Annotated in this window: 27 protein-coding genes, 1 tRNA gene and 1 riboswitch; of the genes, 11 read left to right on the forward strand and 17 right to left on the reverse strand. The window is 41.6% G+C overall.

Translation table 11 applies throughout. The annotated features are described in order from the left end of the window. The first annotated feature begins 209 nt into the window (after window positions 1-209). From QUF73_11245 to QUF73_11260, 4 genes are all read left to right on the forward strand, one after another. Window positions 210-473 carry a CD3324 family protein gene (locus QUF73_11245; protein MDM5226798.1) on the forward strand — a complete coding sequence of 88 codons (264 nt, stop codon included), beginning with the start codon at window positions 210-212 and terminating at the stop codon, window positions 471-473. A gap of 140 nt (window positions 474-613) precedes the next feature. Then, the gene (locus QUF73_11250; protein MDM5226799.1) at window positions 614-1,252 is read left to right on the forward strand and encodes a FusB/FusC family EF-G-binding protein; all 639 of its coding nucleotides are present in this window, start codon (window positions 614-616) and stop codon (window positions 1,250-1,252) included. 193 nt (window positions 1,253-1,445) lie between these two features. Continuing rightward, window positions 1,446-2,063 carry a DUF47 domain-containing protein gene (locus tag QUF73_11255; GenBank protein ID MDM5226800.1) on the forward strand — a complete coding sequence of 206 codons (618 nt, stop codon included), beginning with the start codon at window positions 1,446-1,448 and terminating at the stop codon, window positions 2,061-2,063. 12 nt (window positions 2,064-2,075) lie between these two features. Then, window positions 2,076-3,074: an inorganic phosphate transporter gene (locus QUF73_11260; GenBank protein MDM5226801.1), complete on the forward strand. Its 999-nt coding sequence runs from the start codon at window positions 2,076-2,078 to the stop codon at window positions 3,072-3,074. Between the two features lie 53 nt (window positions 3,075-3,127). Here the strand turns inward: QUF73_11260 and QUF73_11265 are convergent, their stop codons facing one another. After that, window positions 3,128-3,775: an HAD-IA family hydrolase gene (locus tag QUF73_11265; protein ID MDM5226802.1), complete on the reverse strand. Its 648-nt coding sequence runs from the start codon at window positions 3,773-3,775 to the stop codon at window positions 3,128-3,130. 83 nt (window positions 3,776-3,858) lie between these two features. After that, window positions 3,859-5,529, reverse strand: a complete 1,671-nt coding sequence (locus QUF73_11270; GenBank protein ID MDM5226803.1) for a M20 family metallopeptidase — start codon at window positions 5,527-5,529, stop codon at window positions 3,859-3,861. A gap of 279 nt (window positions 5,530-5,808) precedes the next feature. Between QUF73_11270 and QUF73_11275 the strand changes: the two genes are divergently transcribed. Then, window positions 5,809-7,110, forward strand: coding sequence for an NCS2 family permease (locus tag QUF73_11275; protein ID MDM5226804.1), 1,302 nt, complete (start codon window positions 5,809-5,811; stop codon window positions 7,108-7,110). Between the two features lie 135 nt (window positions 7,111-7,245). Then, a complete protein-coding gene (locus tag QUF73_11280) occupies window positions 7,246-7,827 on the forward strand; it encodes a YitT family protein (protein ID MDM5226805.1) in 582 nt (193 codons plus the stop codon). A 53-nt stretch (window positions 7,828-7,880) separates the two neighbouring features. Here the strand turns inward: QUF73_11280 and QUF73_11285 are convergent, their stop codons facing one another. Together QUF73_11285 and proC are read right to left on the reverse strand one after the other, a co-directional pair. Next, on the reverse strand, window positions 7,881-9,269 hold the full coding sequence (locus QUF73_11285; GenBank protein ID MDM5226806.1) for an L-cystine transporter: 1,389 nt from the start codon (window positions 9,267-9,269) through the stop codon (window positions 7,881-7,883). A gap of 219 nt (window positions 9,270-9,488) precedes the next feature. Continuing rightward, window positions 9,489-10,304: a pyrroline-5-carboxylate reductase gene (gene proC, locus QUF73_11290; protein MDM5226807.1), complete on the reverse strand. Its 816-nt coding sequence runs from the start codon at window positions 10,302-10,304 to the stop codon at window positions 9,489-9,491. A 132-nt stretch (window positions 10,305-10,436) separates the two neighbouring features. On the opposite strand from proC, the gene QUF73_11295 reads away from it, so the two are divergent. Continuing rightward, a complete protein-coding gene (locus tag QUF73_11295) occupies window positions 10,437-11,042 on the forward strand; it encodes a DNA-3-methyladenine glycosylase (protein ID MDM5226808.1) in 606 nt (201 codons plus the stop codon). On the opposite strand, the gene QUF73_11300 is transcribed toward QUF73_11295, so the two are convergent. Beyond that, window positions 10,936-11,448, reverse strand: coding sequence for a cation:proton antiporter (locus QUF73_11300; protein MDM5226809.1), 513 nt, complete (start codon window positions 11,446-11,448; stop codon window positions 10,936-10,938). The two genes, QUF73_11295 and QUF73_11300, sit on opposite strands and share 107 nt — an antisense overlap. 187 nt (window positions 11,449-11,635) lie before the next feature. Between QUF73_11300 and QUF73_11305 the strand changes: the two genes are divergently transcribed. Continuing rightward, window positions 11,636-11,830, forward strand: a complete 195-nt coding sequence (locus tag QUF73_11305) for a hypothetical protein (protein ID MDM5226810.1) — start codon at window positions 11,636-11,638, stop codon at window positions 11,828-11,830. Window positions 11,831-12,121: 291 nt separating this feature from the next. Here the strand turns inward: QUF73_11305 and QUF73_11310 are convergent, their stop codons facing one another. Both QUF73_11310 and QUF73_11315 read right to left on the reverse strand, forming a co-directional pair. After that, complete coding sequence (locus tag QUF73_11310; GenBank protein ID MDM5226811.1) at window positions 12,122-13,339, reverse strand: homoserine dehydrogenase; 1,218 nt, start codon at window positions 13,337-13,339, stop codon at window positions 12,122-12,124. A 111-nt stretch (window positions 13,340-13,450) separates the two neighbouring features. Continuing rightward, window positions 13,451-13,552: riboswitch (SAM riboswitch) on the reverse strand. A gap of 76 nt (window positions 13,553-13,628) precedes the next feature. Next, window positions 13,629-14,267, reverse strand: coding sequence for a CoA pyrophosphatase (locus QUF73_11315; GenBank protein MDM5226812.1), 639 nt, complete (start codon window positions 14,265-14,267; stop codon window positions 13,629-13,631). A 208-nt stretch (window positions 14,268-14,475) separates the two neighbouring features. On the opposite strand from QUF73_11315, the gene QUF73_11320 reads away from it, so the two are divergent. After that, entirely contained in the window at window positions 14,476-15,090 is a 615-nt protein-coding gene (locus tag QUF73_11320; protein ID MDM5226813.1) for a general stress protein, read from the forward strand. 58 nt (window positions 15,091-15,148) lie between these two features. Here the strand turns inward: QUF73_11320 and yhbH are convergent, their stop codons facing one another. Then, window positions 15,149-16,321 (reverse strand): sporulation protein YhbH, encoded by a 1,173-nt coding sequence (yhbH, locus tag QUF73_11325; protein MDM5226814.1) that lies wholly within the window; start codon window positions 16,319-16,321, stop codon window positions 15,149-15,151. A 304-nt stretch (window positions 16,322-16,625) separates the two neighbouring features. Next, window positions 16,626-16,811: a hypothetical protein gene (locus QUF73_11330; protein ID MDM5226815.1), complete on the reverse strand. Its 186-nt coding sequence runs from the start codon at window positions 16,809-16,811 to the stop codon at window positions 16,626-16,628. A 116-nt stretch (window positions 16,812-16,927) separates the two neighbouring features. Here QUF73_11330 and QUF73_11335 point away from each other — a divergent pair, with 116 nt between their 5' ends. After that, entirely contained in the window at window positions 16,928-17,065 is a 138-nt protein-coding gene (locus QUF73_11335) for a hypothetical protein (GenBank protein MDM5226816.1), read from the forward strand. Window positions 17,066-17,300: 235 nt separating this feature from the next. Here the strand turns inward: QUF73_11335 and QUF73_11340 are convergent, their stop codons facing one another. The 5 genes from QUF73_11340 to queG form a co-directional block, all read right to left on the reverse strand. Next, a complete protein-coding gene (locus QUF73_11340) occupies window positions 17,301-19,196 on the reverse strand; it encodes a PrkA family serine protein kinase (protein MDM5226817.1) in 1,896 nt (631 codons plus the stop codon). Window positions 19,197-19,612: 416 nt separating this feature from the next. Beyond that, the gene (nfsA, locus tag QUF73_11345; GenBank protein ID MDM5226818.1) at window positions 19,613-20,362 is read right to left on the reverse strand and encodes an oxygen-insensitive NADPH nitroreductase; all 750 of its coding nucleotides are present in this window, start codon (window positions 20,360-20,362) and stop codon (window positions 19,613-19,615) included. Window positions 20,363-20,460: 98 nt separating this feature from the next. Then, on the reverse strand, window positions 20,461-20,934 hold the full coding sequence (trmL, locus tag QUF73_11350) for a tRNA (uridine(34)/cytosine(34)/5-carboxymethylaminomethyluridine(34)-2'-O)-methyltransferase TrmL (protein MDM5226819.1): 474 nt from the start codon (window positions 20,932-20,934) through the stop codon (window positions 20,461-20,463). A gap of 62 nt (window positions 20,935-20,996) precedes the next feature. Further along, window positions 20,997-21,875, reverse strand: coding sequence for an amidase domain-containing protein (locus QUF73_11355; protein MDM5226820.1), 879 nt, complete (start codon window positions 21,873-21,875; stop codon window positions 20,997-20,999). 133 nt (window positions 21,876-22,008) lie between these two features. Next, window positions 22,009-23,142 carry a tRNA epoxyqueuosine(34) reductase QueG gene (queG, locus tag QUF73_11360; protein ID MDM5226821.1) on the reverse strand — a complete coding sequence of 378 codons (1,134 nt, stop codon included), beginning with the start codon at window positions 23,140-23,142 and terminating at the stop codon, window positions 22,009-22,011. A 108-nt stretch (window positions 23,143-23,250) separates the two neighbouring features. Between queG and QUF73_11365 the strand changes: the two genes are divergently transcribed. Further along, on the forward strand, window positions 23,251-23,919 hold the full coding sequence (locus QUF73_11365; protein ID MDM5226822.1) for a phenylalanine--tRNA ligase beta subunit-related protein: 669 nt from the start codon (window positions 23,251-23,253) through the stop codon (window positions 23,917-23,919). A 122-nt stretch (window positions 23,920-24,041) separates the two neighbouring features. On the opposite strand, the gene QUF73_11370 is transcribed toward QUF73_11365, so the two are convergent. The 3 genes from QUF73_11370 to QUF73_11380 all read right to left on the reverse strand — a co-directional run bounded on the left by QUF73_11370 (window position 24,042) and on the right by QUF73_11380 (window position 26,645). Next, window positions 24,042-24,115, reverse strand: a tRNA-Gly gene (locus QUF73_11370). Between the two features lie 505 nt (window positions 24,116-24,620). After that, entirely contained in the window at window positions 24,621-25,589 is a 969-nt protein-coding gene (locus QUF73_11375) for a sugar phosphate isomerase/epimerase (protein MDM5226823.1), read from the reverse strand. A gap of 18 nt (window positions 25,590-25,607) precedes the next feature. Next, window positions 25,608-26,645: a Gfo/Idh/MocA family oxidoreductase gene (locus QUF73_11380; protein MDM5226824.1), complete on the reverse strand. Its 1,038-nt coding sequence runs from the start codon at window positions 26,643-26,645 to the stop codon at window positions 25,608-25,610. Between the last annotated feature and the right edge of the window lies 1 nt (window position 26,646).

Genomic DNA, 26,646 nt, shown 5'->3' on the forward strand with positions numbered 1-26,646 from the left:
CACTCTTTAGGAGGTGATGAAAGTGGCCATTGCAGTTGCAATGCCTGATAATGCGGCGTCTCATGCAAAGCCTGATATTGGTGGCGATACTTTGCATGAGGCGGTAATGGACTAAATTATTATCGCCCATTCAACTAAAACCATTTCTGATATCGGCTTTGCACCTTATTCATTTTTTATTGTCAAAAATCAATAAGGAGCTGGCAGAAATGAGTTATGTAAAAGCGAATGCCGTTTTACCGGAGAATTTGATAGCAGAAATTCAAAAATACGTTCAGGGTGAGGCTATTTATATCCCCAAGCCTGAAAAGGACTACGAAAAATGGGGATCACGCTCTGGAGCGAGAAAAGCTCTGGATGAAAGGAACTGTTCTATTAAACGTGCCTTCCAAAACGGCAAAACAATTAGCCAATTGGCGGAAGAATATTTTCTTTCAGTCGAAACAATCAAAAAAATAGTTTATAAAAAGTGAAATCTTCGCACTGGACCTTGTTCAGTGCTTTTTCATATGCCGTGTTCATTTCCTAATTATTTTATACATTTACATTTTTATGTAATTATTTTAAAGTGAAGGTGATATATAAAGGTGCTGAAGGTATAGGAGTGAATATATTGGAACCTTTCATCCGAAATGATCAATATAATTTTATTAAATATCAGACGCAAGTGCTTATTAATGGCCATGCAACTGTCAATGATACAGGAGTGCTGAATACACTGAAATCTCTTTCTAGCGAAAAAGTTTTAGGTCTTTTTGAAGAACTCAGCGAGGAACAAAAGCAGCTTCTTTCACCAATCATTGATATAAAAGAAAGAGACCAGGCTGATGCCTTCTTGGCACAAATAAAGGAATATGTAATACCGTTTGCATCTTTGACGGAACAATCCATCAAAAAGCTGTTCCCTAAAGCAAAAAAATTAAAGATACCAGCACTTGAAGATATCGATTTCAGGGAAATCAGCTACTTGGGATGGGACGACAAAGGTACAAACAGGAAGTATATGATCAGCCTGCTGGATGGCAGACTGACTGGCATATATGGAACATTTAAACCGCTGAGCAAAAAAGGAATCTGTGCCATCTGCAGCAAATTTGAAGAAACAGGCATGTTCTTAACTGAAACCAAGGGTACTCAGTTGGGCACTTATACAAAAAAAGGAAATTACATTTGCCAGGACAGCCAGAAATGCAATGAAAATTTGAATTCACTGCAAAAACTGCATGATTTTATTGGAAGGCTGAAAGGATAGATGGTCATCCCCCCATAATTAAGGCACCGCCGAGTTTGGTGGTGTCTTTCTTTCAGTTATAAAGAGTCTCTTCGTTTATTCTCATCAAACTGGGGAATATTACTGTAATAAAAAAAACTATCATATTTTGTCGATTTCGTATAAAATAATTACGTTTGATTCAATTTTTCCTAAAATAATTGGGGGTAAAAAAATGGTTTTTAAGAAGAAGGACAAGTTTAACACATTGTTAAGCAATATTTCCGTGAATTTAAAAGATAGTGCAATTTACTTTGCCGACTATAAGATTAACAATGTCAGTGATTTAAAAACCTTTTCAAAAACAATGAAGGATTATGAAACAAAGGGCGATTCCTATGTTCATGAAGTCATTAAAGAACTAAATAACGCTTTTATTACGCCGATTGAAAGAGAAGACATCCTCCACCTCGCTATGAGCATGGATGATGTGCTGGATGGCTTTGAAGAATGTGCTGATTTATTTGAAATGTATTCCATGACACAGGCTGATGAATTTATGCTTAAGTTCGTGGATGCGATTAAGAATTGTGCAATTGAAATTGAAAAATCCGTGGTGCTTCTTTCAACTAAGAAATTACTGCAGATCAGAGAGCATGCAATCAAAATTAAAGATTACGAATCCAAATGTGATGGAGTCCGCCGTCAGTCAATCAAGCATCTTTTTGCCACAGAAAAAGATCCTATTCGAATCATTCAGTATAAAGAAATTTATGAAACGCTGGAAGAAATTGCAGACAGCTGCCAGAATGTCGCCAATACGCTTGAAACCATCATTATGAAAAATGCTTAAGGGGCGATTACAATGGATGCAATATTTATTATAACAATCTTAATTGTCATTGGGGCCCTGGCATTTGACTTTATCAATGGTTTTCACGATACAGCAAACGCAATAGCAACCTCAGTCTCAACCAAGGCGCTTAAACCAAGGCACGCCATCATATTGGCAGCCGTCATGAACTTTGTTGGTGCCATGACATTTACTGGAGTGGCTAAAACCATTACCAAAGATATTGTGGACCCTTTTACCTTGCAGAATGGTTCTCTTGTCATCCTAGCCGCTTTAATCGCTGCGATATTCTGGAACCTGCTGACCTGGTATTATGGCATCCCAAGCAGCTCTTCTCATGCGATCATAGGGTCGATAGCCGGTGCCGCGATTGCGGCAGCAGGATTTTCAGCTCTAAATTATCAGGGATTTTTAAAAATCCTTCAGGCACTTATCTTTTCGCCGTTAATTGCATTTGCAGTAGGTTTTATTGTTTACAGCATTTTCAAGATTGTTTTTAAACACAACAACCTGACTAAAACTAACCGGAACTTCAGGCTGATCCAAATTTTCACTGCTGCTCTGCAATCCTATACACATGGAACAAATGACGCACAGAAGGCAATGGGGATCATTACAATGGCTCTGATTGCAAACAATTATGTTACAACTACTGATATCCCTTTCTGGGTACAGTTCTCCTGTGCATTAGCCATGGGTCTCGGAACTTCTGTCGGCGGCTGGAAAATCATTAAAACAGTCGGCGGAAAAATCATGAAAATCCGTCCTATAAATGGAGTGGCAGCAGACTTAACAGGCGCTATGATCATCTTCGGTGCAACGTATATCCATTTGCCTGTTAGTACTACTCATGTTATCTCCTCTTCCATCCTGGGTGTAGGTTCTGCCCACAGGCTAAAAGGAGTAAAATGGGGTACAGCACAGAGAATGCTTATTACATGGGTAATCACCTTGCCAATATCGGCAACTTTAGCTGGCATTGTCTATTTAATATTAAATGCCATATTTTAATAATAATTTCAAAAGGAGCAGGCTGAGCCCGCTCCCTTTTTTTAACCCTTGCCTTACCCCATTATCAGTTCATCAATAGGTATTTCAGAAAAAGCCTTATACCGCAAAACCTTTTCATGGAAGGAAAGAAAGTGCGTCACATCATTAGGAACAGCCGCACAGTGCATTCCTGCCTGAACAGCTGCGATTGATCCATTTACCGAATCTTCAATGGCCAGACTTTCTTCCGGCTCGACACCCATTTCTTCAAGTGCTTTTATGTAAAGAGCCGGGTCAGGCTTTACTTTTTCAACATCTTCTTTTGTTTTGATAGTTTGAAAATGTCCCTCAATTCCAAAGTGGTTTAAATAATGCTTAACCCAATCACTGCCGGAACTGGATGCGACTCCAAGCTTAAGGCCTTTTTCAATGCATTTTTCTATTAGATCCTGAATCCCTTCCCTCAGAATTAAAATATCCCTCTGACTCTGGAATGCTTTTTCTGTTTTCTCCTGAACAGATTCACGATTAATTTGAATACCTAATATACTGTCAATATAATTAAATAGAATGTCATCTGTGGTGCCAATGCCCTTCGCAAAATCCTCCAGCCCAAGCTCAAATCCATAATCTTCTGACAGAGTTTGTTTAAAGACCTCATACCATAAAGACTCTGTGTCTACAATGGTTCCATCAAAATCAAAAATTACAGCCTTTATCATCTGCAACCGCCTCCTGAATTCTTTCTCCTTACATTAGACGCTACTGTTATATTAAAGTTACTATTTTTGTAGCAAGCCGGGAGTTAGCTACCCGGCTTTTGAAGAATTCTTCTTGTAAGCTTGCGGATAATCTCAGGCAAAACTTCAAAAGTATATGGTTTATAGACCCGCTCAGTCCACTTATGGCCAGCCTTCCCATAAACTCCGAGGTTAATGACAGGAATATTTAAATCTCTCATTGCCTTTAATGGAATTGGAAAAAGGCTTTTTATAGCAGGAAAGTTCTTTTTAAGAGATTGTATATCCTCATCAGAGCCGTCAAAAGATAGGAAGCTTCCATCAGATAAGTAGGGGAAATATTTGCGGACCTTGAATACCTCACCTGTCTTCTCAGCCTCTTCAGCCAGCACTTCCTCCAGGCAATTCTTCAAAAAGATCCCTCTTTCTGTATTCACATCAACCGTGTTGGCAGGAAGAAAAGGTGTTCCATAAAATAAAACCACTCTCGGTTTCTTTTCAGGGTCTGATTGGTGTAAAGCTTCTACAATATCAAAAGCAATCATTCTGGCATCTGTTTCTTTGAGCGAGCTTTGCTTTCTTGCTTCTTCCATAACACTCACTGTATCTATGCCCTTTTCTTCAAGATAAACAAGAAAATCCTCTAATGCCGTCACTTCTGTACCCCAGTCCAGCTGTCTTTCCGGCAGCTTATTGACAGTCCGAAAATCTTTAAAGGCACTTTTCAGCCGGTCCTCTACTGAGATGGCTGCATCTTCGGCAATCATCCCAAGTTCTTTCGAAAGCTGCTTCAATGGTTTTTCATAGAAAAAGTAATTGAAGTAAACTCGGCAGCCGACTGCCGTCTGAACGTCATAGCGTTTTTTATCATCTCTCATATATAAACAGCTTGGCGGAAGCACCAGCTCTCCTTCAAGCTTCTCAGTCAGCTGAAAATTCTGGCTTATACGGGCCGTCAGCTCTGCAGCAATTAATGTTGGATCAATCCCCGCAAGACTTTCACCTGCATGAGCCTCCCTTCCGAAAATGGAGAAACACGGCAAGATTTTTCCTGCTGTACCGGTGTATATATACTTTGTGGTGTCCCCATCATACAATGGCGAGATAAAATCATTATTTATTGCAGTCAAATATTCCAGGCCCATTTTTTCTTTCAGCCTTAGCAATTCGGATAGGGCGGCTCTGCTTCCTTTATGCTCTCCCTCTTCATCAGCATTGAACATGACAAGCAAATTGCCGTCCAATTCGTCGCGATTTTCTGAGAAATACAGGAGATTGGACAGATGGACAGCTATTCCGCTCTGCATATCCAATGCCCCTCTGCCAAAAAGCCACTCATCAGACCGGGCGTCTTCCTGCACTTCCGGATCTGCGCCATATTGTACAAAAAACTCCTGGAGCTTAGCCGGATCATGGGCCAGTCCCTGAATCGGCCCAAAATCCTCTGTGCCGACCGTGTCTAAATGCGCCAGATATATAATGGTCTTTTTGCTTCTGGAGCGCCCCTTGAGGAAGGCAAACACATTCTTGCGGCCCAATTCATCACCAGGTATTTCCTGGGTCCATACTAAATTATCATTATCATTAAAACATGGGTACGAGTGTATTATTTCTTTTAAAAAGTCAGCTTTATGCCTTTCTCCATCCGAATGGTTGTAGCTCTTCATCTGCACAAGGGCCTTTGTAAAATATTCGGCCTGCTGACTCAAGTTCATAGTTTTAAGATTTGCAAACATAGGCCAACCCCATTTCGTTATCATTTGACAATAGTGTATAAGCATACTCCATTGATAATCAACACATTTTTATATAATGGCTGTTTCGCGGAAAGCAAGTTTCCTATCGAAGCTTTTTTCTTTATATAAGGATGAAACCGCCAATATATAGAATAATAACATTAAGGTCTTGAAATCTATACCAAAAACGAATATTATATTATTTGTGCTTTCTTAACGTTCGTATTTTTTGATAACACATACAACCTGAAAGAAGTTTTAGTTTATGGGGGACTTTATATGTTCAAATTAAAAGAAAATCAAACAAACGTAAAGACCGAGGTTCTGGCAGGCATCACCACTTTCTTAACTATGGTTTATATTGTGGTCGTTAACCCTGTCATATTATCTGATGCAGGTGTACCTTTTGAGCAAGTCTTTTCCGCAACCATTATCGCAACCGTTGCAGGTACTCTTTGGATGGCGCTGTTTGCCAATTATCCGATTGCCATCGCACCGGGAATGGGCCTGAACGCCTATTTTGCCTACTCCGTTGTCGGCACACATGGAAATATTGATTACATGACTGCATTCTCAGCAGTATTTATTGCAGGTATTATCTTCATTATATTGTCGCTTACACCTTTCCGGGAAAAACTGATCATTGCGATACCGGATAATTTAAAGCACGGAATTACTGCCGGAATCGGCTTATTTATTGCATTTATCGGCTTGCGGTTAACCGGGCTGATCACAAGCCACCCAACAAATCTTGTTGCACTAGGGGATTTGCATTCTCCACAATCCATTCTTGCTCTGATCGGTCTTGCTGTAACATTAATTCTCATGACGCTCGGGATTAATGGGGCTTTATTTTTCGGAATGATAATCACAGCCCTGATTGCCTTCTTTACTGGCCAGCTCTCTTTTGATCAAGGATTTGTATCACTGCCTTCGCTTCCGGATGGAATCATCATTTTAAATCCATTTGATGCAATTGGAGATGTTATCCAGCATAGTTTATACGCCGTTGTTTTCTCCTTCCTGCTTGTAACGATTTTTGATACGACAGGAACGATGATCGGCGTTGCCCAGCAGGCCGGATTAATGAAGGGCAAAACGATGCCTAGAGCTCGTGAGGCGCTTTTGTCAGATTCCATCGCTACTTCTATCGGTGCCATGTTTGGCACAAGCCCGACTTCAGCTTATATTGAATCTTCCACAGGTGTGTCAGCGGGCGGAAGAACAGGATTAACAACCTTGACGGTTGCAGGTTTGTTCCTGCTTTCAGCTTTCTTCGGACCGCTTGTCAGTGCCGTATCAGGTCTTGCTGCCATTACTGCACCAGCCCTGATCATCGTTGGAAGCCTGATGATGGGCAGCATTTCACATATTAAGTGGAATGAACTTGATGAAGCATTCCCTGCATTCCTGATTATCTTAAGCATGCCGCTGACATCCAGTATTGCAACAGGAATTGCGCTTGGATTCATCGCTTATCCGCTTATGAAAGTGGTAAAAGGCAAATGGAGAGAAGTTCATCCGCTGGTTTATTTATTTGCAGTGTTATTCTTTTATCAGCTTGCTTTCCTGCCGCACTAAATAGAAAAGCGGAAGTGCCTTACAACAAAAGCTTGTCCAAATCGGACAAGCTTTTTTGTTTTCTAACGCTTCTATTTAATGCCTGCCCATTCATATTCTATAAGTATAGAATTGGACAAGTTAGGGTGATAGCTGATGTATGAAAAGCTGTTTGCAACTTTAATAGGAAGTTTATTATTAGGCATAGGCATTAACGGCTTCCTTGTCCCTCACCATTTGCTTGATGGGGGCATTATTGGCATAGGGCTAATCCTCCATTATTATTACGAGCTTCCCACTGGATTGAGTATGATTGTCTTAAGCATTCCATTATATGTACTTGCCTGGTTTTATGAGAAGAAATATTTTTTCTATAGTCTGCATGGCCTTCTGATTTCTTCCTTCATTATTGATTTGCTTTCTGCTATGCGAGGTCATTTTGAACTTTCCATTTTGCCCAGCTCGATTTTAGGCGGATGCCTGGTCGGCTTTGGAATCGGCCTCATGCTCCGTTATGAAACCAGCACAGGGGGTACAGACCTTCTGGCTCAGCTGATGACAAAGCTCCTCCCTATTAACATCGGCGCTTTGATATTCGCAATTGATGGATTGGTTATTTTAAGCGGATTAAAAATTGTCGGTATTGAAAAGTTCCTGTACTCGTTTATCACCATCATATTTGTTGGCGCCATGACATCGTTAACAGTTATAAGAAAAGAGCAGAATATCGTTGATTGAAAAAAGCGACAGGTGCCCGGCACCCGTCGCTTTGCTTATGCTTATGCTTATGCTTATGCTTCTGCTTCTATTTTTTCATTCATGTCGCTATAAAGATTTCCATCAATTTCACCGGTGATTCGGCTCGTTAAGATACCGGAGGTCATGGATCCGCTGACGTTAACAGCTGTACGTCCCATGTCTATCAGCGGTTCAATTGAGATCAGCAAGCCAGCCAGTGCAACTGGCAGGTCAAGGGCAGATAATACCAGGATCGCTGCGAACGTCGCACCGCCGCCGACCCCTGCCACACCAAAGGAGCTGATCGCTACAATTAGAATGACGGTAAAAATAAATCCTGGTGACAGCGGGTTAATGCCCACAGTCGGAGCAATCATTACCGCCAGCATTGCCGGATAAATTCCAGCACATCCATTTTGGCCGATGGAAAGTCCAAATGACCCTGCAAAGTTGGCAATTCCTTCAGGAACACCCAGCGACTTTTGCGTTTTAATGTTCAATGGCAATGCACCGGCACTTGTTCTAGATGTAAAGGCAAATGTTAATACAGGAAATGCTTTTTTCATATATGTGATTGGATTTAAACCGCTCAATGTTAAAAGCAGCAGATGAATCAGGAACATAATGGCAAGTGCCACATAAGAAGCAATAACAAATTTCCCTAAATTTAAAATGGAGTCGAAATCGCTCATGGCCACTGTTTTCGTCATAATCGCCAAAACTCCGTATGGTGTTAAGCGTAAGATTAATGTAACAACACGCATGATAATTGCATAGAAGGCATCCACAATTTTCGCAAAAAGGTCAGCCTGTTCTGGTGATTTCCGTCTGACACCCAGGTAAGCAATTCCTAAAAAGGCTGCAAAGATAACAACTGAAATAGTGGATGTTGGTCTTGCCCCTGTAAAATCAAGGAATGGGTTGGCCGGAAGAAGATCCAGCATCTGCTGTGGGAAAGTTCTCCCTTCAATGCCCTGATAGGTTTCTTCAAGCTGTTCCCCGCGGGCTGTCTCTGCATCACCTCCGCTGATTTGGACTGCCTCCAAGTCAAAGCCGACAGCTGTTGCAATTCCGACAGCGGCAGCAACTGCAGTTGTGCCTACAAGCAGCCCAAGAATAAGCACACTGATTTTTCCAATATTATTTGTTAATTTTAGCTTAGTAAATGCACCTAATATAGAAATGAAGACAAGCGGCATTACAATCATTTGCAGGAATTTGACATAACCCCCGCCTACTAAATTGAACCAGTCTGCAGATTTGGCAATGATCTCAGCACCCGGTCCGTAAATCAGCTGAAGTGCGAAGCCAAACAAAATCCCTAATCCAAGCGCTGTAAACACACGCTTTGAGAATGAGATATGCTTCTTTTGCATAAAGAATAATACGCCTATAAGCAGAAGCATAATACCAATATTTAAAACTAAAAGTCCTGTACTCATCGGACTGAATCCTCCCCAATAGATGTTTTCATAATGACTAACTATAATACATGTATTCCTATGAGTCAAGTCGGAATTAAAATTTAAATTTTCTTATTATATATTCCATTTTGCCGTGAAATGTTCAGTGTTTTCCCATTTGATTTGTGCCCAAATTTCAGAAGCATTAGGTAACCCGGCAGCTGTATAACTGCCGGGTTTAAGGTTAATAAATCATATTTAATTATTTTTCCCTGAAAGAGCCTTTGTTTTTTCAAAACATTGATCCATTGCACTCATCACCGCTGCACGGAAACCTTTTCTCTCCAGTTCGGCAACTGCTTCAATCGTTGCCCCTCCTGGAGTACAGACCTCATCCTTTAATTCCGCTGGATGCAGACCCGTTTCCAGCACCATCTTGGCTGCCCCCAAAACAGCCTGGGCTGCGAGCTGATAAGACTGGTCACGGGGCAATCCTGCTTTTACACCGCCATCTGCCAATGCTTCAATGAATATATAGGCATAAGCTGGAGAAGAACCGCTGATAGCAGGAATGGCGTCCATCATCTTTTCTTCCATAACAGCTGCTCTTCCAATACATGAGAATATTTTGGCCACTTCTTCCATATCACCTGGAGATACTGATTCATTTGCGGAAAGGACGCTCATTCCTTCTCCTACTAATGAAGGCGTATTAGGCATGGTTCTAACCGCTTTGATTTTCCGGCCAAATGACTGTTCCAGAAAGGATAGGCTGATGCCGGCCGCAATGGTTATGATTATTGCATGGGAACGAATGCTATCTTTAATTTCATCAATAACTGCCCCATGTGCATCAGGCTTAATAGCCAAAAAAAGTATATCCGCTTCTTCCGCTGCTTCAATATTGGAAAGGCGTATTTGTATATTCCACCTGCTTTTTACATCCTCAAGCGTCTTCTCTGTTCTCGCTGAAGCAATAATCTGGCTTGGATTTACCAGATTGGATTTGAGCATTCCTCCAATTATGGCCTGAGCCATTTTTCCACATCCGATAAAACCGATATTTTTATTCATCAAAGCCCACATCCTGTATAGTATTTCCTTTTGCTATTATACTGCACGTATGGTTATGAAAAAATAGCAAAGGGTAAAAACATAAGACACGATGCTGCAACACTAATAAAATACTGTTTGGAGAGATTGATCATGAAAGAAATGAAACCATATGCCCCTCTGCCAGAAGGCTTTTTTCAGCAGCCGACACTACTATTGGCGGAAGCACTGCTGGGCTGCTTATTGATCAAAGAAACTGAAGAGGGAATCGCCTCAGGCTATATCGTTGAGACAGAAGCATATATCGGCCCTGAAGACAGGGCAGCTCACAGCTTTGGGAACAGGAGAACAAAGCGGACCGAAATCATGTTCAATGAACCCGGATTTGTCTACACGTATGTAATGCATACCCATTGTTTGGTTAATGTTGTGAGCGGTCCAAAGGAAAAGCCGGAAGCTGTATTGATCAGGGGAATTGAACCTGTAGACGGGCTTGATTTAATGAAGAAAAGACGAAAAATGGATGATCTGAAGAACCTCACTAATGGGCCTGGTAAATTAACCAAAGCTCTCGATATTTCAATAGATGATTATGGCCGGCATTTTACAAGCCCCCCTCTTATGATTGCTAAAGGAATTCCTCCTGGGAAAGTCACACGCGGAAAACGAATCGGAATTGATAATTCCGGTGAAGCACGAAATTATCCATGGAGATTTTGGATTGCTGAAAATCCCTTTGTTTCAAGGAGCAGGAAGTAAAAAGACCGGAAAAACTCTTCAAGAACAAGAGGTTTTCCGTTGCTAATCCAGCAATAATTACAGAGAATTCTCCCCTTGATGATAATGATAATCCCGCCTTTAGAGCTTCCTGTTTCGATAGGCCATACCATTGTCCTCCAAAATACCCTGCAGCAAGCTTGTGAATGATGGACCAGATAACAATAATAACCAGAAGACCCAGAGAAGGAATTTCTTCCTTAAACTCAAGCGAAAGCCCGAAATTCAAGAAGAAAAATGGAAGAAACAGATTCCTGACGGGAAGTACAACTTCCTCTGTTTTTTCTTTTACCTCCGTTCCGGCAAGAATGATGCCAGCAAGAGATGCGCCAATCTCTGATAGCCCCAGAAATTCTGCAAATCCTCCACAGGTTTTTCTCGGTTGAATTTAATTTCGGAGATGAATAATTAATATTTATATAGAGAACATTCGACAGGTACCTGGCAGCAATAAAATTTGTCGATAAAAAAACAGGCTATATTACTGGACTTTTTTTATTAAAGCGTTTATTTTACTATAAAAAGGCAATATTCTATGTATAAGTTTCAATAAAACGGAATGGGATGGTGTTACGATGGCAGACAAGAAAAATGTTAAAACTCCCGGCAAAGATCTCAATATTGGTGCGAATGTTTCATTAAACGGCCTGGTAACAGCTGTTTTTGATAATATGGTCCATGTCCAGATTGGCGCTAAGATTGTAACGGTCCATGTAAAAGACCTTTATTCTGGATTAAATAATCCTTTGTTAAAGAACCAGCAGGCATAAAGTGAAACTTCAATCATTGGGGGGCTTTATACCCCCACTGATTATAAGTTGAGGCCCACAGGACGTGGGTTACAAAGACGTTGCCACAGGACGTGGCGTTTTTAGTCTTTGTTCTGCTGTCGGGCCTCTACGGGCAGTTGGACTCCCACTTATCCTCTTTCGATTCCTCTGAGTCTTGAAGAGGGAGGCTTACTGCCCGTTAGACTGCGATAACATCCACCATCTCTAAACATACTTCGGGAGGGGCAGCTCTTAAGCTTGCCCCTCCTGTTTTTTCATTATGTTTTCAGGTTACACCGTCTGTACCTGTTTATTTTCCTTTGCAGCCGGAGCATAGTCTCCAATCACCTGATAAGCCTTCAAATCTGATGTTTCTAATAATGACACAGCTTCCAATGATGCCTTAAAGATGATGACATCTTTTGACACTTTGCTGATTATTTCACATCCCTCAGGCAATCCCCCTTTATCAGCATCACCCCAAATGATCCAAACTGGCTCGTCAAGAACAGTCCCTTCCGACTTGCCTTCCTCAAAGACTGAAGGAATATCGGCTCTGCCTACATGAATCAAATCTTCAATAATTGCGCTAGCTGTCGGAAACATGCCGGCTCCAGGACCCTGCAGGCTGATATTCCCGACTATATCCGCATCAATCGAAACTGCATTTTGCACTCCTTCTACTCTGTACAAGGGATGTGCCTCCCCTGTCAGGACCGGTTTTACAGTACAGCGGATAGCATCTTTTTCCCTCTGAATCGATGCTACATGTTTAAATTTCAGTCCCAGGGAATCAGCTATACGAATTTGTTCAATTGTAATGTCAGTAATGCCTTCTCTAACAGATGTATCCTGCGCCGGTGCTTTCCCGAATACCAGCTCGCTCAGAACAACCGCTTTGTAAAAAGCGTCATATCCTTCGATATCATTTTTTGGATCGGCTTCTGCATATCCTTTTTCCTGAGCTATTTTCAGTGCTTCTTCAAATGATAGGCTCTCCTCGCGCATACTTGTCAAAATAAAATTGGATGTGCCATTTAATATTCCTTCGATCCGTTCAATTTTGTTGGCATTCAGCAGCTGCTTGATAGTCTGAATTATAGGGATTCCGCCTCCGACTGTTGCTTCAAATCCTAATGATACATTATTTTCTTTTGCGAGCCTCGCAAGCTCACTTCCATGGAATGCAAACATCTCCTTATTTGCTGTAATGACATGGCATCCTCTCGATATTGCCTGGCGCAAATACATATAGCCTGGTTCCCTGCCAACAATGGCATCAATTACGACATCAAGCTTAGGAAGCTCAATAATATCTTGAAAGTCATCAGTTAAAAGCACCTCATCATCAGGCAAAGAATGCTTACTCACATTTTTGACAAGGATGGCAGAGACCTTCACTTCTTTTCCGAATATCGCCTGTAGCCTTCCCTGATGTTTGCTGATCGTTTCATACACTCCTTTTCCAACTGTTCCAAACCCCAATAGCCCAATCGTAATCGCTGACATTTTCATTCCCCCTGGTTAATATTTAAAGTGCAGATACCTATAAAAACAAAAAACCCCTTCCGTCCATTACAGACAAGAAGGGGTTTGAATTTACATTCCGTTCATTCCGCCTTCTTATCTTCGGAAAATGTATTCCTCTGAATTTGGCACCGTGCATAAATGCTGGTTGCCGAGGCTTCGTAGGGTCAGTCCCTCCGCCTCTCTTGATAAGAAGTTTCTAAGTATTCAATTTATATGAATCATAAACATTTATAAGGACTGCGTCAACCTTTTTTGAAAATTATTTTCTTCAAACTCTTTCACTTTCATCGATATCTTCAGTAATAATTTCAAGAAAATGCTTAAGAATTCTGGCAGTCAGCCCCCAAATAACCTTATCCTCAAAATAGTAAAATACTTCTTCTACTTTCCTTGTCTGCCAATTGTAATTTTCCCCCCCGGCAATCAAGTCAAAAGGAAAATTTTCTTCGGGCTCCACTTTAAAATTCACGTGATACGTTTCCGGCTTTACTTTTTTTAGAAAGGAAAGAGGCACGGTAAAAACTTCTTCTACTTCATCAGGGTTTGGCACGATCTGGTCAGGATTATGGATAATGCCTGCATAAGGGTAAATAATTTGTCCGAAGGAAATCATGTAATCCAGCGGGGACACATCTGTGATGCTGTCTTCACTCACGCCGAGTTCCTCTGAAGTCTCACGGATTGCAGTATGCTCTTCATCCCTATCTTCAGGATCTATCCTCCCGCCCGGGAAACAGACCTCCCCAGGCTGCCTTCTCATTTTAAGTGAACGCACTTCAAAAAGGACATGTACCTCATTATTTATCTCAACAAGCGGAAGCAAAATAGCGAATTTCAAAAATCGCTCACTCCCTAAAATAACTGGGGTCCTGTTACCTAACCTTTTAGCCAGTTTCTCAATCTCCATATACCCACCTCCAGCAGCGATTCCAATTTATCGGCTATTATCTTTATCATACTGTATTTACTGTGTTTTATTAATTCATACGGCTTGTACCATGTTATGATTCAGGCCAGTCCTTTGGTGACTGCCAGCCCTTCAATAGAAAAAGATAGTTTCTCCGCCTGCAATTCAGGGAAAATAGAAAATATAATATGACATTAGGAGTGAAAATATGAAGAAAAATATATTAGTAGGCGGGTATGATACACAGGAAGATCTAAAAGATGCTATTGAAGGGGCAGAGTCAAACGGGTATCAGAAAGACAACCTGGTGATTGTTTCAAAAGATGGAGCGAACCTTGAAAGCTTTGCAGACAATCATGGAGTGAACTTTCGAATAGTCGGATCCCAGGAGCTCGGCAATCAGCGCTTTCTTGATTCAGTGAAAGCCCTTTTTATGGGAGAAGATCCAGCCACAAGTTCTGGAATGGATCCTGATAAAAAAGAGGGTACACGGTTTGATGAACATGACCTGGATAAATATGCAAGCATGGTATTTGATGGGAAATATGTCTTAATAGCGGACTACTATGGGAACTATCCCACTTCCCAGGAGGACAATCAGAGGATCACTGCTGAAGACTCAGGAGGGTACCTCGAAAGCGCTTCAGCCCGGGAAGTTGTCCATGAAGCAGATATCAAAACACTGGCAGATAAATCCGGTAACTCATGTGCTGCCGATAATCAGGAAATCAATCGTGTCCACGTTTCACCCAAGTCTGCAGATGTGAAAACCAGTGCTGAATTAAACTGGGATGATCGACTTACGAAGGAAAGGCTCAAATAGCAGAAGGACCCCCGTATGGGGTCTTTTTTTTGGAATAAAAAAGAGAGGTTCCCCTCTCTTAAGCATACTTCTTCTTATCCTCCTCCTGTTTGAAGAAACTCTTCATGGCATGGAATACATCTGCTTTTTGCTTAAGAATATAATAGCGGAAATCCTCATTTTTAATATTTTTATAGGCTGACATCAGGGTCGAGTGGCGGTTATACTGGTTTACTTCACCATATCCGAACATATTGGACACCTTCATCAGGTCTTCCACCAGCTTTACACAGCGGGCGTTGTCAGATGTCAGGTTATCACCGTCTGAGAAGTGGAAAGGGTAAATATTATATTTTCGCGGGTCGTATTTAACTTCAATCAGTTCAAGTGCTTTACGGTAGGCAGATGAACAAATGGTTCCCCCGCTTTCTCCTTTTGAGAAAAAGTCCTCTTCTGAGACCACCTTTGCTTCAGTATGATGGGCAATAAATTCAATCTCGACTTTCTCATATTTGGTTCTCAGGAACCGCGTCATCCAGAAGAAAAAGCTTCTGGCCATATACTTTTCCCAGATCCCCATCGAGCCGCTCGTATCCATCATCGCAAGTACAACAGCCTTTGAATCAGGCTTTACAATTTCATTCCAGGTCTTAAATTTCAAATCTTCCTTATAAATTGGATGGAACGCTGCTTTTCCACTCATTGCATTGCGCTTAAATGCCGACATCATGGTGCGTTTCTTATCAATATTGCCCATTAATCCAGTCTTCCTGATATCATTAAATTCAATGTCCTCTACCAGGTTTTCATCCTGCTCTTTTCTTTTTAAATTAGGCAATTCCAATTGTTTAAATAAAGCTTCTTCAATTTCCATCAGTGATACTTCTGCTTCAAAATAATCCTCGCCTGCCTGGTCGCCTGCCCCTTGCCCCTTTCCGGGTCCTTTCTGGCTGCCGGATCCGTCACGTGCCACTACATCTCCAATCTGGCTATCTCCATCGCCTTGGCCGACATGTTTGTTTTTATCATAGTTATAACGGATTTTGTATTCATCCAATGAGCGAATCGGAATTTTCACTACTTCCCGCCCATTCGACATAACAATATTTTCTTCCGTTATCAAATCAGGCAAATTGTTGCGGATTGCTTCCTGGACTTTATCCTGATGACGCTGCTGGTCATCATAGCCTTTGCGATGGAGGGACCAATCTTCTTGGGAAATCACAAACTGATGGTTATTGACATTCGTCATGTTAACCCCTCCTTTTAAATTAAATTTCACATATTACAGCTTTCCAACATACAATATCTCGAGTGTCAAAAAAAGATGAAACATCCCCAATTCAGCAGTCTGCCTTCTTTTCATAGACTCATTTCCCGGCAGCAAATTTGTTATTAATGCACCAATACAAAGAAATGTTTATTACTCTATCATATGCGAGAAGACAAAATAATTTACAAATAATTTTGACAATAGGGCATTGGCATCATCTTTTGGACAAGCCCATTTTTTAATATGGAGATTTGCCTTATTAAACAAAAATAAACCTCCGCGATTAGCGAAGGTTCTTGTCCTTGTTTTTATTCTGAATGGGATCGGGATATTTATCATAATCCTCTTTTAATTCTTTATTGGTCCGCAAATTTTCCATTTGCTTGCCCAGATTTTCCATTTCTTCAATATTCTCTGCCATTGAGCTGTTTCTCGGTGTATAATCCTTATCTAATTCTTTCTTTTTCATGAATATCACCTCTGCTGTATTTATACCCCTAATTGGGCTTATCTAAACTTTTAGGCAGATTCTGCTGCATAAATATGACCAAGCGAAAATAGGATTATACTGAAGGGGGGATTTTTATGAGCGAAATCCTTTGCTGCAGCTGGTGTGGTGAATTATCATTGTATGAGCGGACCGTTTATATTGAAAACAAGCCAATTTGTCCGGAATGCCAGAAAAAAAAGAAAAAACCTGCACTAAAAATAGCTAAAAATTGAAAAAGAGGCTTTCGGAGCCTCTTTTTCAATTGGGGTATTTTTCCTGGAATCTATCATTTTTGATAATTATTTGCGCTGCCCAGTTTCATTTTTTACGCTGCAAACCGTGTTATCTACGCCTCTCTCATTCTTTATTACGCTCTGCTGTACTCCACTTATTCGCACCACTCCTCATTCAGCTCTTTTATTCATCCGCAAAAATAAGCCTGGCAGCAACTCTGCCAGGCCCTTCTTTTTACCGATTCAGCAAGCTTCCCACATAGCGGAGCAGTTCGTTTGCTGATGTTGAGTTATAGCCATGTTCGTCAATTAATCTTGCAACAACCTCATTCACCTTCTTCAGCTGCTGCTCATCAGGCGTTTTTGAAGATGTTGTGATCTTCACGACATCTTTCAGGTCAGCAAAAAGCTTCTTCTGGATAGCTTCACGCAGACGGTCATGTGAATTATAGTCAAAGCGCTTGCCTTTTCTTGCGTAAGCTGAGATGCGGATGAGGATTTCCTCCCTGAATGCTTTCTTCGCATTCTCAGAGATGCCGATCTGTTCTTCGATTGAGCGCATCAGCTTTTCATCCGGACTGATTTCCTCACCCGTTAATGGGTCGCGCAGCTTCGCTTTATTGCAGTATGCTTCAACATTATCAAGATAATTTTCCATAAGCGTTTTCGCAGATTCTTCATAAGAGTAAACAAATGCCTTTTGTACTTCTTTCTTCGCAATATCATCATACTCTTTGCGGGCAAGAGAAATAAAGTTCAGGTATCTTTCCTTCAGTTCTGGAGTAATGGATGGGTGCTGATCCAATCCTTCTTTAAGCGACCGCAATACATCCAGCGCATTGATGCTAGTGATATTTTTGCGGATGATTGTAGAAGAGATCCTGTTGATGACATAGCGCGGGTCAATACCGCTCATGCCTTCATCTGAATGCTCTTTTTTCAATTCTTCTACATCAGCTCTGTTATAGCCTTCAACGCTCTCTCCATCATACAAACGCATTTTCTTAACTAAATCTATATCGCCTTTTTTCGGATCTTTCATGCGGGTTAAAATCGTAAACATCGCTGCAACCCTCAAGGTATGCGGTGCAATGTGCACGTTGGAAACATCGCTTTCACGGATCATTTTATCATAAATCTTCTCTTCCTCTGAAACCTTTAAATTATATGGGATTGGCATAACGATAATCCTGGAATGCAGAGCTTCATTCTTTTTATTGGAAATGAATGAACGATACTCTGTTTCATTTGTGTGAGCGACAATTAGCTCATCTGCCGAAATCAAGGCGAAGCGTCCAGCTTTAAAGTTGCCTTCCTGAGTCAGGGACAATAAATGCCATAAAAATTTCTCGTCGCACTTCAGCATTTCCTGGAATTCCATCATACCGCGGTTTGCTTTATTTAGTTCCCCATCGAAACGATAGGCACGAGGATCTGATTCTGAACCATATTCAGCAATGGTTGAAAAGTCAATGCTTCCAGTCAGATCGGCAATATCCTGTGATTTTGGATCTGATGGGCTGAAAGTTCCAATCCCCACCCTGCGGTCTTCTGAGAAAATGGTTCTTTCAATTAGAACATCTTCTATCCGGCCTCCATACTCCTGTTCGAGACGCATACTATTCAATGGCGATAGGTTTCCTTCAATTCTTATTCCATATTCATCATAAAAGTCCTTGCGGAGGTGATGCGGGATTAAATGAAGCGGATCTTCATGCATTGGGCAGCCCTTAATAGCATAGACCGCTCCCCTATCAGCGTGAGAATATTGCTCTAAACCTCTCTTTAGCATTGTCACTAATGTTGATTTACCGCCGCTGACCGGCCCCATTAATAAAAGAATCCTTTTGCGGACATCGAGGCGTTTGGCAGCAGGATGAAAATACTCTTCTACCAGCCTTTCCAATGCTTCTTCTAAGCCAAAGAGCTGATTGCTGAAAAATTGATATCGTTTTTGCCCCTTCACTTCTTCGACACCGGCATCTTTAATCATATTATATACCCGTGAATGTGCTGACTGGGCAACCCATGGCTTCTCTTTAATAATCTCTAAATACTCTCCAAAAGTCCCTTCCCATTTAAGCTTTTCTTCCTCGTGTCTGTACATCTCAATTTTTTTTAGAATATCCATAAGGACCTCCCCCTGTCGCATTATCAGAGACGATTAATATACTCTATGCGCCCCGGCAATCGAACATGCGTAAACTATTGAGAGTTTGGTTTGTACTTTTTACGGGGATAAATTATAAGGAACACTTTGCTGCGCAATCTGACTGTAAAAAAAACTCCATACTTTTCATTCACAGTTATTCATTTTTGGGCTATAATAAGCTTATATTTACATGCTTGCCTATTGAGATACCGCTAAAGGAGGATTACATATACATGGGTACAATTATTATTATCGGTGTAATGGTTGCTTTCCTTGCTGCTATTTTCACTGCTGGTTATGATGACAAGCCAGGCGTAAGCAAAAAATAAGCTGCTGATCACTTCAGCAGCTTTTTTCTTATTTGAAGCACAGACTCTTGGTGTCTTAATATACCCCTACCTTAAATCCATCTTTTTCTTCTGTACAAAATCCTTCATATACATTCTTGTCTGCTTTTCGAGCATGCCGGCGATTTGACCAGTCCACGTGTCATTCCGCTTTCCGCCCGTACGCTCATCATAGTACTCGGAAATGATGTTATTATACACTTCCAGCTCTTTGCGGTAGGCAGTTTCATCCTGCTTATATTCATTTTCATGGTATATGTGCTGAAGAGGCAGCCTCGGCTTTTTATCGTTCTTTTTGGAAGGATAGCCAACAGCCAGTCCAAACAAAGGAATCACACGATCCGGTGTTTTTAAAAGCTCAGCTACTCCTTCCAGATTGTTTCTTATTCCGCCAATATAGCAGATTCCCAATCCCAGCGATTCAGCAGCAACCGCAGCATTCTGGGCAGCCAATGCTGCATCAATGACAGCCACCATAAATTTCTCTGTGCTTTCAATGGAAGGAATTACATTGATATTTTCCATTTGTCCCATGACTTCATGACGATGCAAATCAGCACAAAATACGAAAAAATGGCCATTTTCTGCTACATAATTCTGATTGCCTGCAAATTCAGCAAGTTTCGCTTTCTTCACTTTATCGGTAAGACCGATTATTGAATACGCTTGAACAAAACTTGAGGTGGACGCGGCTTGAGCAGAAAGTACAATCGTTTCTATCTGCTCGCTGGAAAGAGGCTTGTCCTCAAAGTGGCGCACCGAGCGATGGTCTATCAGCAAATTGGTAACTTCATTCATCACATCTCATCCTTTCCATATGTACTTTTTCATTTTACCCAGAAAGGAAAGTTTTCTCCAAAGGAAAAGGCCCGAAAAAATATCAGGCCTTCTGTTTCCTATTTTAAATGCAAGTAATCCTGCTGCCGCAGTGCTTCATAAACAAGAATGGCTGCAGTGTTGGATAAGTTAAGCGAACGGACTTTATCGTTCATTGGAACCCTTAATGCGCGCTCTTTGCTGCTTTCAATAACATCCTTCGGAAGGCCCGTCGTTTCTTTGCCGAAAATAAAATAATAATCCTTCCCCACATTGCTGTAATCGAAAGCGTCATACGGCCTGACGCCATACTTCGTTAAGTAGAAATATTCACCGCCTTCACTGCTATTAAAGAAATCGTCCAATGATTCATGATAAACAATATTAACAAATTGCCAATAATCCAAGCCTGCACGCTTCAGCATTTTATCTTCCGTCGAGAAGCCGAGCGGCCGGATCAGATGCAATGTCGTATCAGTAGCCGCGCAAGTACGTGCTATATTACCAGTGTTGGCCGGAATTTCCGGCTGATATAATACTACATGCAATCCCACTTTTTTCACCTCTAAATTAAATCTGCATGTGTTATTATATCACTTTGAAATCACCATACAAATTACTGGTCATCCGCTATAGTCAAAAATTTATATTTAATATTGGGTGTATAGGCTGTTGAATCTTCATAAGCCCAATAGCGCATTCGGCTGTTATAAGTATGGGCATTGACCAGGGGCATTCCGGAGGCATCTTTTCCCGTCACGATTGTTGTATGGTCAAATCGCCCGTCTCCCTGAAAATCATAGCAAATAACATCTCCAATTAAGAGCTGATCCGGACTGGATACTTCCTCCGCCCTTAACCCCGAATTCGAACTCGGCAGATACCACCGCAATGAATTCGCTACTGTCCAGCTGTAGCTCCAATCCCCGCTTCTCATCCACCATCCTTTTCCGCGGTTAGGAAACCCTCTCATCGGACCGCCGCCTACATGAAGACACTGGGAAATATAATTCGTGCAATCCACTTCAAATTTTTTATATGCCGGATTATAGCTGTTCCACCATTTTTCTGCATACTGCACTGCCTTCATGCGGTCATACTCATACTCAAGCCTTTCATCCTCTCTATATTCACGGTCTGGAGACGCTTCATCTTTTTGAATTTCTTTAAAAGGGTTTTTCTCCCGATCCTCGACAAACACTCCTTTATAAAAGTCGGCTGTGCGCTCTTCAATTTCTTCTTCCATATAGAATACACCTTTTTGCTTAATTAAATATTTAAAATGAACTCTGTATTCAACCTGCTTCACATCATCCTTTTCCCTGCCAACCGTGATCACTTTTCCGGTTGCCTGGGCTTTAACAATCTCACCGGACCGGTCGGAAAGAGATTCTTTCTTCTTTTCAATCTTAGGGCAGGTATGAATTGAACTTCTTGAATGGGAAACGCACTGCTGCACTCTTTTTTTTAACAGCTCCTGAAGCTGGTCCCTCACGCATCTCACTCCTCTCCTATTCAATACATATGAGAGGAAGCAGAGGACTTTGCTTAATTTTCGTGCAAAATAACAGTAAGTCAGCTGATTTTCTCTATGTGTCCATAAAAAAAAGAGGGAGATTTCGCCCTCATCATTGTTCAATAAAACTTAAACCTTTTTCAATCTCAGAAATGACCTCTCCGTCTTTTTCCTGCTGCAAAGCCTGTCCCAGGGCAGCCAGCGATTCCTCACCGCCAATTTTCCCCAGTGCCCAGGCAGCCGTTCCACGGATCACCGGCCTAGGATCTTCTGTCATGACTTTAATCAGATCTTTTACAGCTGTTTCGTCTTTGTAATGAGCCAAGGCGATAATGGCATTTCGCTGGATCGGCTTTTTCCCTCTCCAGGAGCCTGAAACCGGGCCATACTTTTCTTTAAATTCACGGTTGCTGATAAATAGAAGCGGCCTTAAAAGAGGCTTTGCCACTTCAGGATCCGGCTCCATTTCTTCGTGCAGATGAAAATCCTTGCCTTTATTTTCGGGGCATACGGTTTGACAGGTATCGCATCCATAAAGTCTGTTCCCAAGTTTTTCTCTATACGGCTCTGCAAGAAAGCCTTTTGTCTGTGTCAAAAACGCTATGCATTTCTGTGCATCAAGCTGACCTCCCTGAATTAAAGCTCCAGTCGGACAGACGTCAACACATTTATTGCAGCTTCCGCATCTGTCTTCCATTGGTTTATCCGGCTCAAAAGGCAGATTCGTTATCATTTCTCCGAGATAGACATACGATCCGAATTCCGGTGTGATGATGGAACAGTTTTTTCCGCTCCAGCCAATTCCGGCACGCTGTGCTACGGCCCGATCGACCAGCTCACCTGTATCCACCATGGATTTGCATATCGCCTCAGGAATTCTTGACTGAATGAATTCTTCAAGCTTCTGAAGACGCTCCCTCAGGATATGATGATAGTCTTTCCCCCATGAAGCGCGGCAGAAAATCCCTCTTCTTTCACCTCTTTTGCTGACAACTCTGACCTTCATTTTGGAAGGATAAGCAACAGCAATTGAGATAATGGACCTGGGCTTGTCCATTAGCAGGCCGGGATTCACCCTCTTCTCAATATCCGGCTCTTCAAATCCTGATTGATATTGAAGTTCCTGCTGGCGAATCAGTCTATTTTTCATCTCATCAAAAGTACTGGCTTCTGTAAAACCGATTTTATCTATGCCAATTGTTTTGCTGTATTCAATCACTTCCTGCTGAAAAAGCGCAAAATTCATTTTATAACCTCCTTTCATGGAAAATTATATTTATATGAAAGTCTTTAATTTATTGAATCACCGCTTATTATGATAAACTATTTTAAAGTAATTTTGGAGGTGGAAAGCTTGGAAATTATGATTGATCCAGAGTTGTGCAGGTTATTTCCCCAATTTAAAATTGGATTCATTACATATAAAAATATCGAAGTCGGGCAATCTCCTCAAATGGTAAAGGGCAGACTCCAATTATTTCAGGAATCTATTTATTTTGATTTAGAGAACAAAAGTGTTACAGAATTTGATGGGATCAGAGAATGGAGACGGATTTTCAAAACAGCAGGCAAGGATCCAAATCGCTACCGCCACTCTGCAGAAGCACTATACAGAAGAATTAAAAAACAAAATTATCTGCAGCCGGTCAACAGCTCCATAGATATTAACAATTTCTTTTCCCTGGAATATCAAATACCGATTGGCGTGTATGACGCCGATAAGCTTTTAGGCAATCTGACTATCAGGTTAGGCAAAGGAGGCGAAGAATATAACGGTTTAAACGGAAGACCCAATTCGCTTGCCAATTTAATTATTAGTGAAGATGCGGCAGGGCCATTTGGCAGTCCGTTTGTCGACTCTGAAAGGACAGCGGTGACGGAACAGACTAAAAATGCCGTTCAAATTGTTTATCTGCGCCCTTCTCTGGAAATGGAAAAGGCTGAAAAAATGGTTGAGTCATTAATGAACATGTACACTCAAGTTCATGGAGGAGAAGGAAACTTTAAGGTAATTGGATGTTAAACAAGTTTATAAAAAATCGAGTGGAATCTGCGGATGCCGCCCGATTTTTTGCATAATAGCCAAGAAAATGAAAAAACGCAATACCCCGTTCTTTTTGAACGAAACACTGCGTTGGCTATGTATGGAGCGGGTGAAGGGAATCGAACCCTCATCATCAGCTTGGAAGGCTGAGGTTTTACCACTAAACTACACCCGCATTTGAATAAAGTTACTGACTACTGACTTTTTCCCCGTTCTTGCATGCCTCTTCCTCTAAAAGATTATTCAAGGAAGCCTATGCGTCGAGGCAACTCGGAGCTGATTCATGGATGTGTTGGCTCGTGGCTGAGGTTTTACCACTAAACTACACCCGCATTTGAATAAAGTTACTGACTACTGACTTTTTTCCGGTTCTTGCATGCCTCTTCCTCTAAAAGATTATTCAAGGAAGCCTATGCGTCGAGGCAACTCGGAGCTGATTCATAGATGTGTTGGCTCGTGGCTGAGGTTTTACCACTAAACTACACCCGCATTTGTGAATATATACTCAATCATTAATGAAATTATGACTAAATCCTATGTCGATTTTTATCAACAGCAAAATAAACAATGTGTCGAATCAACTACTTAATAGTACTAAATTCAGCCAGAATGGTCAACCCTTTTTGAGAAATTTGTCGAAAACGCAGGAAAGGATTAAAATCCTCCCCTGCTAAATATGTTTACACCCACCACATTTCTGAAGGCTGCTCTTCGATTAAGATCGATTTAAGGTTCCTGACTGCCCTTTTAAATCCTTCTTCTATAGACATAAGCGGATCTTCGTGTTCAATGCTGACAATGTAATCATACCCAAATGTACGCAAAGCGCTCATCATATCAGACCATTCCTGCAGGCTATGTCCGCAGCCTACTGACCTGAAGGTCCACGCCCTGGTCTGGACATTGCCATACGGCTGCATATCCGTTAAACCGTACATATTAACATTTTCCTGATCAATATAAGTATCTTTTGCATGAAAATGATGAATGGCATTTTCTTTTCCCAGAATCTTTATTGCTGCTACAGGGTCGATTCCCTGCCACCATAAATGGCTTGGATCCAGATTGGCTCCAATGGCGTCACAAGTTTCTTCCCTTAATTTTAGAAGTGTATAAGGAGTGTGGACAAGGAATCCGCCATGGAGTTCAAGACCAATTTTCACATTATGGTCTTTTGCAAATTGTCCGGCTTTCTTCCAGTAAGGAATGAGTTTCTCCTCCCATTGCCATTTCAGCACTTCTCCATACTCATTCGGCCATGGCGCAACCGGCCAATTCGGATGCTTGGCCCCTTCCCCTTCACCTGCAGTGCCGGAGAAACAGTTAACAACCGGAACATTCATTAAGCTGGCTAACTTAATCGTGTCATATAAAACGCGGTCCGATTCCTCTGCAAATGCTATATCAGGTGAAATCGGATTGCCATGGCAGCTGAATGCGCTGATTTCAAGCCCTCTTGATAAAACTTTGTTCAGGTAATCATCCCGGAGTTCTTTACTTTCTAAAAGCTCGTGCAGGCTGCAGTGAGCGTTTCCGGGATATGCTCCCGTTCCGATTTCAACAGCCTTAAGCCCTGCAGCTTTCACATGATCAAGCATTTCTTCAAAATTTTTCTCAGCAAATAAAACGGTAAATACGCCGAGCTTCATCAAATTCCCTCCTGTCTTCTAAAAAATTTCTCTTCTGCCCATTTCACTGCTTTTATAAATCGCATCAATAATTCTGGTTGTCTGCAGTGCTTCTTCCGCTTTAACTATAAATTCTTCACACCCCAAACAGCTGGCAATAAAGTTCCGTGCCTGTGCCAAAGCATAGTCATCCTCCCCTGGCAGCCATTCTGAGCGTGTATTAAGCAGCATTCCATGTTTGGATTGGTTCAAACTGAATGGGAATAAATCTATTCCTCCATCCTTCCCTGAAAGGCTGAGTCTTTCATCATCCCGTTCGATATTGGCCGACCATGAGGTTTCAAAAAGCAGGGATGCGCCATTCACAAATTTTATGTAAGCAGTCACATGATCATCGACATTAAAGGTTTGATGGTCAAAACTTCCCCATAGATTCACCTGCTCAGGCATTCTGCTCAATGTATTATAAGCTGTACCGGAAACCTCGGTTTCCTCCGGGTTTCCCAGAAGCCAAAGCGAGAGGTCAAGCAAGTGGCACCCATAATCAATCAAACTTCCTCCGCCCTGAAGTTCCTTATTGGTGAAAACACCCCATCCCGGCACCTTTCTTCTTCTCATCGCTCGTGTCCTGGCTGCAAATGGAAGGCCAATTTCATCTTCTGAAATGAGTTTTTTGGCAGCCTGAGCCTCTTTCATAAACCGGTAGTGGTAGGCAATGGCCAAAACCTTTCCCGACCTGTCTCTGGCCTCTATCATTTTCCTGCATTCTTCTGCTGTCATGGCCATCGGCTTCTCACACAACACATGCAGCCCAGCATCCATCGCAGCAGCCGTAATCTCAGCATGAAACTTATTCGGTGTACAAATAACTACGGCATCAGTTTCATTGAATACTTCTTTATAATCTGTAAAAACGCTTCTAATTCCAAACTTCTTTGCAGCCAGTTGTGCAGTATCTTCATTCACATCGCAAATAGCTGTTATGGTAGCACGATCCGATAATTTTAATAAAACAGGAATATGCCTGGACTGGGCTATTCCGCCAGCACCGATAATTCCGATCCGAAGTTTCTTCATT

This window comes from Cytobacillus sp. NJ13 (genome assembly GCA_030348385.1).
Taxonomy (GTDB): domain Bacteria; phylum Bacillota; class Bacilli; order Bacillales; family Cytobacillaceae; genus Cytobacillus.

Excerpts from the sequence above, each read along its gene's own strand:
- QUF73_11315 (MDM5226812.1), bottom strand. The coding sequence starts at position 14,267 with ATGGAGATTGAGAAACTGGCTAAAAGGTTAGGTAACAGGACCCCAGTT.
- QUF73_11375 (MDM5226823.1), bottom strand. The coding sequence starts at position 25,589 with ATGAAGCTCGGCGTATTTACCGTTTTATTTGCTGAGAAAAATTTTGAA.
- QUF73_11265 (MDM5226802.1), bottom strand. The coding sequence starts at position 3,775 with ATGATAAAGGCTGTAATTTTTGATTTTGATGGAACCATTGTAGACACA.
- QUF73_11275 (MDM5226804.1), top strand. The coding sequence starts at position 5,809 with ATGTTCAAATTAAAAGAAAATCAAACAAACGTAAAGACCGAGGTTCTG.
- nfsA (MDM5226818.1), bottom strand. The coding sequence starts at position 20,362 with ATGAATGAAGTTACCAATTTGCTGATAGACCATCGCTCGGTGCGCCAC.
- QUF73_11320 (MDM5226813.1), top strand. The coding sequence starts at position 14,476 with ATGAAGAAAAATATATTAGTAGGCGGGTATGATACACAGGAAGATCTA.
- QUF73_11285 (MDM5226806.1), bottom strand. The coding sequence starts at position 9,269 with ATGAGTACAGGACTTTTAGTTTTAAATATTGGTATTATGCTTCTGCTT.
- QUF73_11310 (MDM5226811.1), bottom strand. The coding sequence starts at position 13,339 with ATGTCAGCGATTACGATTGGGCTATTGGGGTTTGGAACAGTTGGAAAA.
- QUF73_11380 (MDM5226824.1), bottom strand. The coding sequence starts at position 26,645 with ATGAAGAAACTTCGGATCGGAATTATCGGTGCTGGCGGAATAGCCCAG.
- queG (MDM5226821.1), bottom strand. The coding sequence starts at position 23,142 with ATGAATTTTGCGCTTTTTCAGCAGGAAGTGATTGAATACAGCAAAACA.
- QUF73_11255 (MDM5226800.1), top strand. The coding sequence starts at position 1,446 with ATGGTTTTTAAGAAGAAGGACAAGTTTAACACATTGTTAAGCAATATT.
- QUF73_11260 (MDM5226801.1), top strand. The coding sequence starts at position 2,076 with ATGGATGCAATATTTATTATAACAATCTTAATTGTCATTGGGGCCCTG.
- QUF73_11305 (MDM5226810.1), top strand. The coding sequence starts at position 11,636 with ATGGCAGACAAGAAAAATGTTAAAACTCCCGGCAAAGATCTCAATATT.
- QUF73_11280 (MDM5226805.1), top strand. The coding sequence starts at position 7,246 with ATGTATGAAAAGCTGTTTGCAACTTTAATAGGAAGTTTATTATTAGGC.
- QUF73_11245 (MDM5226798.1), top strand. The coding sequence starts at position 210 with ATGAGTTATGTAAAAGCGAATGCCGTTTTACCGGAGAATTTGATAGCA.
- QUF73_11340 (MDM5226817.1), bottom strand. The coding sequence starts at position 19,196 with ATGGATATTCTAAAAAAAATTGAGATGTACAGACACGAGGAAGAAAAG.
- QUF73_11330 (MDM5226815.1), bottom strand. The coding sequence starts at position 16,811 with ATGAAAAAGAAAGAATTAGATAAGGATTATACACCGAGAAACAGCTCA.
- yhbH (MDM5226814.1), bottom strand. The coding sequence starts at position 16,321 with ATGACGAATGTCAATAACCATCAGTTTGTGATTTCCCAAGAAGATTGG.
- QUF73_11270 (MDM5226803.1), bottom strand. The coding sequence starts at position 5,529 with ATGTTTGCAAATCTTAAAACTATGAACTTGAGTCAGCAGGCCGAATAT.
- QUF73_11335 (MDM5226816.1), top strand. The coding sequence starts at position 16,928 with ATGAGCGAAATCCTTTGCTGCAGCTGGTGTGGTGAATTATCATTGTAT.
- proC (MDM5226807.1), bottom strand. The coding sequence starts at position 10,304 with ATGAATAAAAATATCGGTTTTATCGGATGTGGAAAAATGGCTCAGGCC.
- QUF73_11295 (MDM5226808.1), top strand. The coding sequence starts at position 10,437 with ATGAAAGAAATGAAACCATATGCCCCTCTGCCAGAAGGCTTTTTTCAG.